This window comes from Candidatus Flexicrinis affinis, assembly GCA_016716525.1.
Taxonomy (GTDB): domain Bacteria; phylum Chloroflexota; class Anaerolineae; order Aggregatilineales; family Phototrophicaceae; genus Flexicrinis; species Flexicrinis affinis.
In genome coordinates, this window is record JADJWE010000002.1 from 46923 (window position 1) to 59428 (window position 12506).

Here is a 12506-nt window from a genome sequence, read left to right on the forward strand (position 1 = left end):
TCGGTACACTGATGGCGACGTTGACCGACGCCGCTGGGCGTGCATTCACCACGAGACTTCTGATGACCGACTCCACGCGCCCCGTGCGCACCCGCTTTGCCCCTAGCCCGACCGGATCGCTGCACATCGGCGGCCTGCGCATGGCCCTCTGGGGCTGGCTGTTCGCGCGCCATCACGGCGGGCAGTTTGTCTTGCGCATCGAGGACACCGACCAGAAGCGTTACGATCCGAACGCGCTGCAAACGCTATTGGAAGCCTTGCGCTGGGTCGGTGTCGATTGGGACGAAGGCCCCGAAGTCGGCGGGCCGTACGGCCCGTATGTCCAGAGCGAACGGCTTTCGCTGTATCAGGAGTGGGCCAAGTGGCTGGTCGACAACGATCATGCCTACTACTGCTACTGCTCGTCCGAGCGGCTCGAACAGGTCAACAAAGAGAAGCAGGCTGCCGGCATCCCTCCCGGCTACGATCGCCGCTGCCGCTACGCCTCGCCTGCTGAACTCGCTTCGCTGAAGGCGGAAGCCGAGGCTGAAGGGCGGAATCCGGTTATCCGGTTGAAGATGCCGCGTGAAGGCAAATCCATCTTCCCCGACCTCGTGCGCGGCGATGTCGAGTTCGAGAACGAGTCGATTCAGGACGCCGTGCTGCTCAAGGGCGACGGCTTCCCGACCTATCACCTCGCCGTCGTCGTCGACGACCACTTCATGCACATCAGCCACGTCATGCGCGGGATCGAATGGCTTCCGTCCGCGCCGCTGCACATGCAGGTGTGGAAGGCGTTCGGCTGGGAGATGCCACAATACGCGCACCTGCCCGTGATGCTCAACCCCAACGGCAAAGGCAAGATCAGCAAGCGCAAGCCGCCGGTGGACGCCAAGGGCAACGTGCTGCCGGTGATGGTTCACGACTACATCAAGGGCGGTTACCTTGCGCCGGCGTTGGCGAACCTGCTGGTCGGGATCGGCTGGAACTTCGGCGACGAGGTCGAAGTGTTCAGCATGGACGAGGCGCGCGAACGGTTCAGCGACTTCAGCCGCATCAACCCGTCCAACAGCGCATTCCCAATGGAAAAGCTCGAGTGGATCAACGGGCTTTACATCCGCGAAAAGATGACGCCCGACGAGCTGGCCGACGCCTTGCGCGGTCCACTGGAAGCGGCAGGCCTAGACGTCGACATGGACACACTGCGCAAGGTCGCACCGCTGGTGCAGACGCGTATCAAGACGCTTAACGACGTGGTCGACATGGCCGGGTTCTTCTTCAAGCCGGAGTTCGCGCCGCCGCCAGTCGAGAAGCTCATCCAGAAGAAGATGGACGCGGCCAGTACCAAGCGCGCGCTAGAAGCCTGCATACCGGTGATCGAGACCGTCGACCCGTTCACGGCCGACAAGCTGCTCGAAACTTTTACCGAACTGGGGCAGGAGCTTGGCCTGAACAACTCGCAGATGTTCGGCGTGCTGCGCGTCGCCGCCAGTGGTCAGGCGATCTCGACACCGACGTTCGAGACGATGGAAATTGTCGGGCGAGCGGAATCGCTGCGTCGCGTCAAGCTGGCAATCGATCTGGTGAGTTGAGCGGCTCTATGACGTCCGGCGGCGGCGCATGATCACGCTTTGCGCCAAGCCGATGCCCATCATCAGCGAGAGCAGCGACGTGCCGCCCGAACTCACGAACGGTAATGTGAGGCCGGTCACGGGCAGCATCTGCAAGTTCATGCCGATCGACACGAAGGTCTGAAAGAAGATGATCGCGGCCACGCCGTAACAGATCATCGCGCCGAGCGGGTCGGCAGCGAGCCGGGCCCCGCGCATGATGCGTACAATCACGATGCCGATCAGGCCCATCACCGTCATTCCGCCGATGAACCCGAATTCCTCGGAGATCACGCTGAAGATAAAATCGGTGTGCCGCACGCGCAGGAAGCGCAGGCGATTCTGGCCGCTGGGCGCCGCATAGCCTTTGCCCAACAGTCCGCCGGAACCGATCGAGATGATTGCCTGACGGATGTTGTAGAACGCCTGCGGGTCGCCTTCCGGGTTGAGGAACGTCGTGATACGGCTTTGCTGGTACGGGCGCATCTGTGAATACACCACCGGCGCGGCGATCAACAGCACCGCCGAAAAGATGACGATATGCCGAATCTTCAACCCGGCAGCCCAAACGAGCGCAAACCAGATCACAGCGAAAACAATGGTCGTGCCGAGGTTGGGCTGGATGAAGACCAGACCCGCCGGGATCGCAAGGTGCAGCAGCGAGCCGGCAAGCACGCGAAGGTCGCCGATCTGCGTATAGCGTTTCGACAGGTACGTGCCGAGCGTAATGATGATGAAGATCTTGCCGATCTCGCTGGGTTGGATGCGAATTCCGAAGTTGATCCAGCGCTGCGCGCCGGCATCGCCGACGACGCCGAGCGCCAGCACGAGCACCAGCAGCACGACCATCGTCAGGTACAGCCAGAGCGATAAACCGCCAAGCGTACGATAGTCAACCGACGCCAGAAACACCATGACGCCGAGGCCGATCACCGCGTACAGCACTTGGTCGGACACGCGCGTGCGCAGTTCGTCGTCGATGGCGTCGAACGTGGCGCTGCGGATCATAAACAGCCCGATGACGATCAGCAAGCCGACCGAGACGAGCAGCACGTAATCGAAATTTCGCCAGAGGCTTTGGGAACGCATAGCCGTCACCCGAACATCCGGACGGATGTGGGCATTATAGGCTGGTCGAACCTAGGATGACACCCCTGCAACCCGTCGCTTACGCACCGCCCCTACGCAACAGGCCCTTCGAGATCGTCGTCGTCGGCGTCATCTTGCGGCTTACGTGGGGTGTCGAGCGTCTTTGCGAACGGCACTTCGGCGATGAGCAAGTTGATGTCGCCCTCGCTGGGCTTGAGCGCGATATCGATCGACTCCCCGGCGACCTGCACGTACTTGGAGATGACCTGTAGGATCTCCTCCTTCATCGCCGTCATCAAGTCCGGTGGAAGATTGATACGGTCGTGGACGAGGACGAACTGAAGGCGACGCTTGGCTGCCTGCGCACTGGACTCGTCTTTGCCCCGCCCAAACAGGCGTCCTAGAAAGTTCGACATGACCGGCTCTCCCTGTCCACCCCGACCCAGCTACCGACCACCGAACAGCCGGCCCAATCGCCCCAACAGCCCACTTTGCGCATCAAGCTGCATGAATGGTACATCCTCGCCGCACAACCGGCGCGCGATATTGCGAAACGCCTGACCGGAGCGCGAATTCTCTTGAAGCGTCACCGGGTTTCCGCTGTTCGACGCCGACACCACACCCTCGTCGTCGGGCACAATGCCGATCAACTTGACCGCCAGAATGTCGGTCACGTCGTCTGCAGAAAGCATATCACCCTTGCGCACCATGTCCATCTTAACGCGATTCAAGATCAGCCGCGCTGGGCCTTTATTCTCAGCCTCGATCAACCCGATCACCCGGTCGGCATCGCGTACGGCGGAAACTTCCGGGTTCGTCACGATCAGGATATCGTCGGCCGGCGCCATGGCATTGCGGAAACCGCGCTCGATTCCGGCCGGGCTGTCGATCAGGATGAAGTCGAACTCCTTGCGCAGTTCGTTGCACAACTGCACCATATCGGCCGGGCTCACGGCGCTCTTATCGCGCGTTTGCGCCGCCGGGATCAAGTACAGGTCGGGAAACTGCTTGTGCTTGATCATCGCCTGCTTGACCTTGGCCCGGCCTTCGACCACGTCGACAAGGTCGTACACGATTCGGTTTTCGAGGCCCATCACAATGTCGAGGTTGCGCAGACCGATGTCCGCGTCAATCACGACGACTCGCTTGTCCAATCGGGCAAGCGCGATGCCGAGATTGGCGGTTGTGGTCGTTTTTCCGACACCGCCCTTACCCGACGTGACAGTGACTACCCTGCCCCCCATGCGCTGCTAGTCCTTTCGTGCCGTGCGCTGCCACGGCTCTACCACGATGTAATCGCCTTCGATACGCGCCATTTCCGGCTTTGTGCGCCGCCAGCGTCCTTTGTCTTGCGGCGCGATACTGTACCGGTCGGCGATGCGAAGCTGCGTCGGCGCCATTTCGAGCGCGCATACACGGGCGGTCACGTCTCCGATCGCGCCAGCATGCACGGTTCCGCGCAGCACCCCCCAGATCACGATGTCGCCTGCCGCGATGATCTCCGCGCCGGCGTTGACGTCGCCGAGCACGACCACGTGTCCATCGCTGCGTACCGACCGGCCTGATCGAAGCGTGCGCGGCACCAACAGCCCGACGACGGTATCTTCATTCGGATCGAACGGCTGCGTTCTGTAGCGCTGCGTCGCACCCATGTCGTCCGACTCGGCCGCAACTGACGCAGGTCCGGTACGCAAATCCAGCGACTCGGCCGCATCAGTAGTGGTCGGGCTGTCCGACATGATCTTCGAGAGAGCGAGCTTGCGATTGTCGAGCGCGGCCTTCAACGACGACAGTCCGTGCCGCGTCACAGGACGCGAACCCAGATTAATCGTCAGCTTGGCGCCGGCAAAGAACGCCGCCTGCTTGTCCAGTTTTTCCGCCAATTCCCCAACCGCGGACATCCACTCGCTGTTCTCGTCGATGATAATCAGCAAGCCGTCGCGCACGCCCTTGATATCGATTTTCGCGTCGGTCATTCCGTGCTTCCGCTTGCGGAGGAGCTTCGACAATGACCGTCCAGTATAACCCAACTCCACCGGTTATGCAGGCGATAACATCGCCTGTTGGGCGAATTCGACAGCTCGGGCACGTGTCTGCGAACGCCTCAGATCGGCCAGCACTCCTTTTCCGTCGTATACTTGTTGCACGATTGATATGCTTCGCGCTATTTTCTCCTCAACGAGTTCTTGGCAACCGGGGTAAATGATGTTATTTCGACGTGCCAGCAAACCCACCAAGAGACCTGACCTCGACCTGGTGATCGATCAAGACCTGTGCTACTCGTGCGGCGCGTGCGTCGCCGTATGCCCGCCTGATGCGCTGTTTCTGCACGACATCCGCCTCACCGTCGACCAAGACGTGTGTACCGATTGCGATCGCTGTGTGGCCATGTGCCCGGTACATGCGTTGTCACTGGTACCTCACAGCGGCCGGATCGCATCGTGAACGCTGGCTATGACGTGGTGGTTGTTGGCGCGGGCCCGGCCGGATCGGCGGCCGCAATTCGAGCGGCGGAAGCCGGCCTAACGACCTTACTCGTCGAGAAACGGCAAGAGATCGGCGTGCCGGTGCGCTGCGGCGAAGCGACCGATACGCACACACCACTGCGATTCATGCCGTTCGATGCGCGGTGGCTCAACTGCTCGATCGAGAAGTACGCCGTCCACAACGCACGGGGCGAGCATGTCGCTGTCCCTCCCAGCGCCGACACGATGATCGTCGACCGGCGAGTGTTCGATCAGTCGTTGGCTAATCAAGCCTCGCGCATCGGCGCCCACGTACACGCCAGCACGACCGTCACCTCGCTGCTGCGCAAAGACGGCCGGGTGAACGGCGTTCGGCTCAAGCAGTTCGGGCGCGAGCGCGACGTGCACGCTCGAATCGTCATCGCCGCAGACGGCACCGAGTCGCAGGTCGCACGATGGGCCGGACTCAAGACCATCCCGCCGATGAGCGACTACTACACCGGCATTCAGTTCCTGTTGGGCAACATGCGCGGCAAAATGAACCCGCGCTACTGCGAATATCACATCGGCATGGAGTCGATCGCGCCTTCCGGTTACGTTTGGGTGTTCCCCAAGTCCGACGACACGGCGAACGTCGGCATCGTGATCGCCGCCGACAAGGCTCGGCCGGTAAGCGCGCGCGAGTGGCTTGAGCGCTTTGTTGCGCAGCGGTATCCCGGCAGCAGTATCTTGAGCGTTGTCGCTGGCGGAATTCCGATCACCGGCGCGATCAAGCGCATGGTCACCGACGGGTTGATGGTGGTCGGCGACGCGGCGCACCAGGCCGACCCGATGCTCGCTGGCGGAATCGGCTTGGGCATGATGGGCGCGGAAATGGCGATATCGGTAGCCGTCGACGCCATCCGCAGCGGAGACGTCAGCGCGAAGCGTCTTCAGCCGTACGAGCAGTTGTGGCGCGACGAATTCGGCAAGATGCACGCCGCCCTCTACAGCATCCGCAAGATCGTCACACGGATGCCGGAGACACAGTTCGATTCGCTGATTCGGACGGCGGCAGGCCTCCCCCTAGAGACGATGAGCCAAGCCGAGATCATCCTCAGCCTGCTGCGGCATCACCCGGGGCTGCTGCTGGAAGCCCGCACCCTCATTACCACCGGCCTCGTCCTCAAGTAAGCACAAGCTAGTCCGTGCCCTCGGGCGTGGGGTCCAGCCCGCGGAACCCCTGCGGATAACCGGGCACAGGGAGCGTGGCGTTCGGATCGAGCGTTGGTGTGATCGTCGGTGTCGGCGCCGGCGTGTTCGACACAATCGGTGTGGCGGTCGGCGGGGCCAATGCCAGCGTAAACGTGTGCTTCACCGATTTCGACATGCCGCCAAACGCATCGTGCGACTTAACCTTGACCGAATACGGTCCGTCGACCAATGGCGATGGAAGCTGTGCGGTACACGCCGCCGTACACTGAGCGTGATCGAACGTCAGCTTGACCTTCTCCTTCGTCGCGGTGTTCTTGACGACGACGACGTATTCGGATGCGGTCGGCCGCGATGTCCACGTAAACTGCGGCTGGACAGCGAGCGCCTGTCCATCCTCCGGCAGCAAGATGTCGACCGGGCCGGGCAGGTCCGGGACGAACGAGCGCGTCACCGAGAAGGTCGTCCCGAACGTATTTCCCGCGCGCACGTTCCAGTACACGCGCACCCCATCACGCATCTGCAAGCCAAATTCCGCGGTGTTGACGACGCACGTATCGTTCGCGCAGGCTGTGGTGTGGGCCTTCGGCGCCTTGCCCGACGCCAGCACGCCGCCCAACGCGTCGCTCATCACCAAGTTGGTCGTTTTGGCCAGACCGCTCGGTCGATACGACAACTCGACCGACGCATCGGTGACGACTTTGCCGTCATTCGGCCCGATCAACTGCGGTGGCTCGGGCGGGATCGGAAGGCGGGCGCGGTCGCTGCCGAGGATCTGGTAGTCCAGCTTGTGGACTTTCGAGATACCTGTCGGCCCGTCGTACAGGATCGAGGTCATGTTCTTGCCGGAGACGATCGTCAGAACGCCGCTCTTGCGGTCGACATGCCAGACGTCCGGCGTGCCATCGCGGTTGTAATCGGTGACGATCCAGCTAAACCGGTTGATATCGGTGCGCTGCGGAGCGAGCGGCAGCGCATCCTGCTCGAGCACGGTCTGGAAGTTGTTACCTCCCAGTACGGTGACACGAGTCTTGCCGTCGGCGCGGGCATGCGGCTCGATCACCCACAGGTCCGCTCTGCCGTCGCGGTCATAGTCGGCCAGCGCAAAGCTCACGTCGGCGTAGTCGCTCGGAGCCTCGATGATCGCCGTTCGGTCGCCGATGATCGACATCGGGTCGAGACCGTTGACGACGCGCACACGCACGGTATCGGCGATGTAGTCCGGGACAATCGCATACAGGTCGGGACTGCCGTCGCGGTCGTAATCGGCAACCGCAAAGCGGGCCTCGTCGCCTAAGTAACCCAACGCGGTCGGAGAGTCCTCGATCAAGGACTGTGGGTTAGCCCCACTGAGAATTCGCAAAGCGGTCGTACCGCTGCTGTCAAGCCGACGGTGCACGATCCACAGGTCGGGCGTGCCGTCGCCGTCGTGATCGCCAGCGGCAAACGAGGTATTGAGCGCCTCGGGCTGTGGCGGCAGGCTGCTGCGCGGCACGGGCAGCGTCGATGTCGGCCCGCTGCCGTCGTAGACCGTGAGGACCACCGTGCCGCCGTCGTCGGGGCGTAGATCGACCACCCAGAGGTCGGCCCGCGTGTCGCGGTTCCAGTCGTAGCGCAGGTCGGAGATGACCGGCAGTGCGCCTTCGCCGTGGAGCACGGCTGCATACGGCGTGCAGACTTCATAACCGTCCGAGATGCGGCGCATACAGCCACTGTAAGTGCGGTCGCCGTCGCGCACGACCCAGCCCGACAGTTCGGTTCCGCCAATGTTGAGCCGGCTGTCGTAATAGCGCAGCGAGAAGTGGACATGCGGGCCGGTCGTGTAACCGCCGCAGCCCACGCCCATGCCCTCATTGCCGATCGCATCGCCGCGCAGGACATTCTGACCATTCTGAACGCGTTCGTTGACGAGGTGATAGTAGCCTGTGCGGTACCCCCCTGCGTGGTCGATCCGAATAAAGTTGGGACAGTCCGTACTGCGCCAAACCACACCACTCTCCGCCGCGCGCACCAGCCCAACGCCCGGCCCCCATGCGAAGTCAAGTGCGCTCCACGGCCGCGCTGAACCGACACCGCTGTCCGGATGCGGGCCGCCGGTCATCGTCCACGTTTGGCCCGATTCCCACGGCAGCGCGAACAGCAGACCCGGCGCTGCCGCTTCACCGCGTGCGACCTGTGCCGCTTCGATCAACAGATCGCGGGCCGCTTGCGGCATCAACCCGTCGGGGATTTGCTCGACGTATGCGTAAAACGTCGGGGTGTATTCGATGGCCGCGCTGATCTCTCCGGTCGCTTCGTCGCGGCGCGTGATGAACAGCTTGAGATCCGGTTCGGCATGGATACCCTCCGGCGCGCGCGTCACAAGCAAGCCAAACGACCACGGACCGCTGACCACAACATCGCTGACAATCGGTTCTGGGATGACGACAGTCGGGTCGACCGACTGCGCCCCGAATACCGCCGCCTCGGCCTTCACCACGTCCGAAATCTCGGAGATGTCCCGGTTACGCTGAATAGCCGGCAAGCCGATCACCAGACCCGCGGTCACGGCGGCGATGATGCCCACCGCAGCGATCGTCATACCCATCCGGCGGCGCTGACGCATGGCTCACGTTCCTCTCGCCGGTCGCGTTGGGCTTCCGGCTGTACACTGACAACGCTCTCCCACTAGTATAATGTGCGACGGCCAGACCACCATGAACGACGCTGGCCAATCATAACAATCTCGTTATGTTCACGCCGGCGCACACGGAGGCTCAATGATGGAACCCACTCAGATCATCCGCATCCTGCTGCGGCGCTGGTGGTTGGTGCTCCTTCCGGTCATCGTTGCCGGCATGTTCGTCGTGCCGGACCTGTTTGCCGCCCCGTCCGGAAGCACAGGCCACAACGTCACGATCCGCTACACCGCCGCGCAGGTCCTAGAGGCGATCCCCCAGCGCGATGGCGACTATCAAGACGTGTGGCTGGCATCGGAACTGACCGTCAACGCGTTTACCGAGTGGATACGCGGCAGCCGGTTCTTGGCGGCCGTGCGCGATGAACTGGATGCGCAAGGCGCGTCCTTCTCGACCGATGGGTTGGGCTTCGGCACCGACGCCGAGAAGAGCGTCGGCCGCATCGACGTCGGCTGGCACGACCCGGACGAACTCTCGGCGATCACGGCCGCCGTCGTCGCCGTACTGGCCGAGCAGAACGGCGTGGTGTTCCCGCAGTTGGGCGGCGTCAACGCGCAGGTTCAACTCCTTGACACGCCACAGGTTGTCCCTGCCCCGCCGCCGCTGACAAGCCGCCTTGGGCCGCTGCTGCGCCTGCTGGTGGCGCTGGCTGGCGGCGTGGCGCTGGCGATTGCCTTCGACTCGCTCGATCCGGTGATTCGCCGGCGCGACCAGATCAACAGTCAAATGCTGCGCGTGTTGGGTACGGTGCCGCGCCCGAATTAGGCGCCGCTATCGTCATAGTCTTCCGACGTGCGGGCGGACTGCCGCGTGAAGTACAGCGCTGCGATGATTGTGACGATGGCGAGTACCGCGCCGAGCGGCACGCCATACACGATCGCCAGCAGCGGATCGGCATTGTTGTTGGTCGCCAATACGAGGCTCATGGCGATGGCGCACAGCGCAGTACCGACCGCGGCGACGCGCCACGGCGGCCCCCACTGGCGGCGAATGCCGAGGTAACAGTAAACCATCGCGACGGCCAAACCCGCGAAGAACAGAAGTGACGGTGTGCTCATGGGCTGCGTAGGGCCTTTCCGACAGACTGTAGTGGGCGCCAATGCACCCATTATAGGGGCTTGTTTTGATCCCCTGCGTAAAGCTCGCCTTTCCCATTGACACGCTTCGGTGGTGGTCGTACAATGCGCGGACGCTGTCGAGGCTTGAACCCGTCGTGACGGTCATGCTATACTGCTGAGCGAAGGCCGCCGTAGCTCAACGGCAGAGCATCGCTCTTGTAAAGCGACGGTTATGGGTTCAAATCCCATCGGCGGCTCAGGGCGGAAGCCCGGTTAACAAGATGCGGGTCGGTGTCCCGAGTGGCAAAGGGGGCTGACTGTAAATCAGCTGCGTACAGCGCTTCGCAGGTTCGAGTCCTGCCCGGCCCACACCGATACTTAAACGTATCGCCCGCATGCCATTGTAGCTCAGGGGCAGAGCATTCCCTTGGTAAGGGAAAGGTCATGGGTTCAAATCCCATCAATGGCTCTTTAGTGTTAACCACGACGTTCACTGTTTAGGCAGGGTGAGATGGCAAAGAAGAGCAAGGGAAACCGGATCCTCATCAAGCTCCGCAGCACGGAAAGCGGCCACATGTATGTGACGTTCAAGAATCGTCGCAACGACGCGAACCGGCTGGAGCTGAAGAAGTACGATCCGTTGGTCCGTAAGCACGTTCTGTACCGCGAGACCAAGTAGGTCACGGGCAGTTCGCCGCCGTAGGGGCATGGTGTCAACGGCAGCACAGCGGTCTCCAAAACCGTTAGTGGGGGTTCGAATCCCTCTGCCCCTGTTGTAGCCAAGCACCGTCCCTCTGGACGGTGTTTTTATGAGTGAGGGAAACCGAGTTATGACGACAGACACGCCGCGTTCCGGCCGTCGCCGCCCAGCCGCAAAACCGGCTGAGATCGTGGCCGAGGAAGAAGTAGAAGAAGCGAAGAACATCACCGCCGCCAAAGGCCGCGCGACCCCCGGTCGTCGTCAGGTCGAAACGGTGACCGAAACGCGCCGTGGGCCGCTCGGCCGCCTGCGCGATTACCTCGATGGCGTTCGCAGCGAGCTGGATAAGGTTGCTTGGCCGACCCGTCAGGAGGTAACCGGTCTGTTCCGGGTTGTCCTGTTCGTTACGATCGCGGCGGCGATTGTGCTCGGGCTGGTCGCCTTCCTGTTCAACGAGCTGTTCGCGATTGGCTTGCAGCAGCCCATCCTGTTCGTGATCGTTGGCGCGGCTGTGGCGGCGATTACAGTCGTCGTCTTGCGGGGCAATCGCGGCGGCGCCGCATCCCCCCGGTAACCACGAGACAAAGGACGCCGAACGATGGCAAAAAAGAAGCAGATGGAGGCTCAGGATTACGATCCTGAACCCGTAACCATCGAAAGCGGCGGCGATCTGGAGGATGGCAGTGTGCTTGACGTTCAGGTCCCGCTCGAAGGCGAGCGCGACCCGAACCGCCGTTGGTACGTCGTACATTGCTACAGCGGCCACGAGAACAAGGTCAAGCACGCCGTTCTACAGCGTATCCAGACCATGGGTATGCAGGACAAAATCTTCGATGTGCTGATCCCGACCGCCGAGGAAATCGAGGTCAAGGAAGGCAAGCAGCGCAAGGTCGAAAAGCGCGTGTTCCCCGGCTACATCCTCGTCGAGATGAAGATGGACGAGGATTCATGGTACGTCGTGCGCAACACCACCGGCGTGACCGGCTTCGTCGGCATGGGCTCGGAACCGACCCCGCTCAGCGAAGACGAAGTCAAGAAGATCATGCGTCAGATGGAAAGCGAAGTGCCGGTCGTCAAGGTCAACTTCAAGCTGGGCGACAAGGTGCGCATCGTCAGCGGTCCGTTCAACGACATCATCGGTGTCGTGTCGGACATCTACCCTGACCGCAACAAGGTCAAGGTCTTGGTGAGCTTCTTCGGGCGCGAGACGCCCGTCGAGGTCGACTTCTTGGAAGTCGAGAAGACATAAGTTCGTTACTCCACGCTTCGGAGCTAGCACAAAGGCAGCAGCACAATGGCAAAGAAAGTCAAGGCAGTCGTCAAGCTGGCGATCAACGCCGGCAAGGCCACCCCGGCCCCCCCGATTGGTCCCGCGCTCGCGCAGCACGGCATCAACCTGATGGGATTCTGCAAGGAATACAACGCTCGTACCGCGAACCGCATGGGCGAGATCGTCCCGGCTGAGATCACCATCTTTCAGGACGGGTCGTTCAAGTTCGTCCTGAAGTCGCCGCCGACCTCCTTCCTGATCAAGAAGGCCGCCGGTGTCGACAAGGGCGCATCCAACCCGCTTACCCAGAAGGTCGGCAAGCTGAGCCGCAAGCAGCTTCAGGAGATCGCCGAGGTCAAGAAGGACGACCTCAACGCGCTTGACATTGAAGCCGCCATGCGCCAGATCGCCGGCACCGCCCGCCAGATGGGCATCGAAGTCGAGCTTTAGCAGACAGTGGTCAGGC

Annotated in this window: 14 protein-coding genes and 4 tRNA genes; 12 read left to right on the plus strand and 6 right to left on the minus strand. The window is 62.1% G+C overall.

Annotated features, from left to right (window positions below):
- Window positions 1-62 precede the first annotated feature (62 nt).
- Window positions 63-1571 carry a glutamate--tRNA ligase gene (locus IPM16_09360; protein MBK9123313.1) on the plus strand — a complete coding sequence of 503 codons (1509 nt, stop codon included), beginning with the start codon at window positions 63-65 and terminating at the stop codon, window positions 1569-1571.
- A 6-nt stretch (window positions 1572-1577) separates the two neighbouring features.
- Here the strand turns inward: IPM16_09360 and IPM16_09365 are convergent, their stop codons facing one another.
- The 4 genes from IPM16_09365 to minC all read right to left on the minus strand — a co-directional run bounded on the left by IPM16_09365 (window position 1578) and on the right by minC (window position 4654).
- Window positions 1578-2678: a rod shape-determining protein RodA gene (locus IPM16_09365; GenBank protein MBK9123314.1), complete on the minus strand. Its 1101-nt coding sequence runs from the start codon at window positions 2676-2678 to the stop codon at window positions 1578-1580.
- A gap of 92 nt (window positions 2679-2770) precedes the next feature.
- Window positions 2771-3094: a cell division topological specificity factor MinE gene (minE, locus tag IPM16_09370; GenBank protein ID MBK9123315.1), complete on the minus strand. Its 324-nt coding sequence runs from the start codon at window positions 3092-3094 to the stop codon at window positions 2771-2773.
- Window positions 3095-3124: 30 nt separating this feature from the next.
- Window positions 3125-3922 carry a septum site-determining protein MinD gene (minD, locus tag IPM16_09375; GenBank protein MBK9123316.1) on the minus strand — a complete coding sequence of 266 codons (798 nt, stop codon included), beginning with the start codon at window positions 3920-3922 and terminating at the stop codon, window positions 3125-3127.
- A 6-nt stretch (window positions 3923-3928) separates the two neighbouring features.
- Complete coding sequence (gene minC / locus IPM16_09380; GenBank protein MBK9123317.1) at window positions 3929-4654, minus strand: septum site-determining protein MinC; 726 nt, start codon at window positions 4652-4654, stop codon at window positions 3929-3931.
- A 229-nt stretch (window positions 4655-4883) separates the two neighbouring features.
- Here minC and IPM16_09385 point away from each other — a divergent pair, with 229 nt between their 5' ends.
- Window positions 4884-5123 carry a 4Fe-4S binding protein gene (locus IPM16_09385; protein MBK9123318.1) on the plus strand — a complete coding sequence of 80 codons (240 nt, stop codon included), beginning with the start codon at window positions 4884-4886 and terminating at the stop codon, window positions 5121-5123.
- Window positions 5120-6316, plus strand: a complete 1197-nt coding sequence (locus tag IPM16_09390) for an NAD(P)/FAD-dependent oxidoreductase (GenBank protein ID MBK9123319.1) — start codon at window positions 5120-5122, stop codon at window positions 6314-6316. The genes IPM16_09385 and IPM16_09390 overlap by 4 nt, the downstream gene beginning before the upstream one ends.
- 7 nt (window positions 6317-6323) lie before the next feature.
- Here IPM16_09390 and IPM16_09395 read toward each other — a convergent pair whose 3' ends face one another.
- On the minus strand, window positions 6324-8939 hold the full coding sequence (locus IPM16_09395; protein ID MBK9123320.1) for a VCBS repeat domain-containing M23 family metallopeptidase: 2616 nt from the start codon (window positions 8937-8939) through the stop codon (window positions 6324-6326).
- A gap of 154 nt (window positions 8940-9093) precedes the next feature.
- On the opposite strand from IPM16_09395, the gene IPM16_09400 reads away from it, so the two are divergent.
- On the plus strand, window positions 9094-9777 hold the full coding sequence (locus tag IPM16_09400) for a hypothetical protein (protein ID MBK9123321.1): 684 nt from the start codon (window positions 9094-9096) through the stop codon (window positions 9775-9777).
- Here IPM16_09400 and IPM16_09405 read toward each other — a convergent pair.
- Entirely contained in the window at window positions 9774-10070 is a 297-nt protein-coding gene (locus IPM16_09405) for a hypothetical protein (GenBank protein ID MBK9123322.1), read from the minus strand. The two genes, IPM16_09400 and IPM16_09405, sit on opposite strands and share 4 nt — an antisense overlap.
- Before the next feature lie 185 nt (window positions 10071-10255).
- Between IPM16_09405 and IPM16_09410 the strand changes: the two genes are divergently transcribed.
- The 8 genes from IPM16_09410 to rplK all read left to right on the plus strand — a co-directional run bounded on the left by IPM16_09410 (window position 10256) and on the right by rplK (window position 12490).
- Window positions 10256-10327, plus strand: a tRNA-Thr gene (locus IPM16_09410).
- 28 nt (window positions 10328-10355) lie between these two features.
- A tRNA-Tyr gene (locus IPM16_09415) sits at window positions 10356-10439 on the plus strand.
- A gap of 28 nt (window positions 10440-10467) precedes the next feature.
- A tRNA-Thr gene (locus IPM16_09420) sits at window positions 10468-10539 on the plus strand.
- Window positions 10540-10581: 42 nt separating this feature from the next.
- Window positions 10582-10749 (plus strand): 50S ribosomal protein L33, encoded by a 168-nt coding sequence (gene rpmG / locus IPM16_09425; GenBank protein MBK9123323.1) that lies wholly within the window; start codon window positions 10582-10584, stop codon window positions 10747-10749.
- Window positions 10750-10771: 22 nt separating this feature from the next.
- A tRNA-Trp gene (locus tag IPM16_09430) sits at window positions 10772-10843 on the plus strand.
- Window positions 10844-10900: 57 nt separating this feature from the next.
- Window positions 10901-11344, plus strand: a complete 444-nt coding sequence (gene secE, locus IPM16_09435) for a preprotein translocase subunit SecE (protein MBK9123324.1) — start codon at window positions 10901-10903, stop codon at window positions 11342-11344.
- A 42-nt stretch (window positions 11345-11386) separates the two neighbouring features.
- Window positions 11387-12019, plus strand: coding sequence for a transcription termination/antitermination protein NusG (gene nusG, locus IPM16_09440; GenBank protein MBK9123325.1), 633 nt, complete (start codon window positions 11387-11389; stop codon window positions 12017-12019).
- A gap of 45 nt (window positions 12020-12064) precedes the next feature.
- On the plus strand, window positions 12065-12490 hold the full coding sequence (gene rplK, locus IPM16_09445) for a 50S ribosomal protein L11 (GenBank protein MBK9123326.1): 426 nt from the start codon (window positions 12065-12067) through the stop codon (window positions 12488-12490).
- Window positions 12491-12506: the final 16 nt, after the last annotated feature.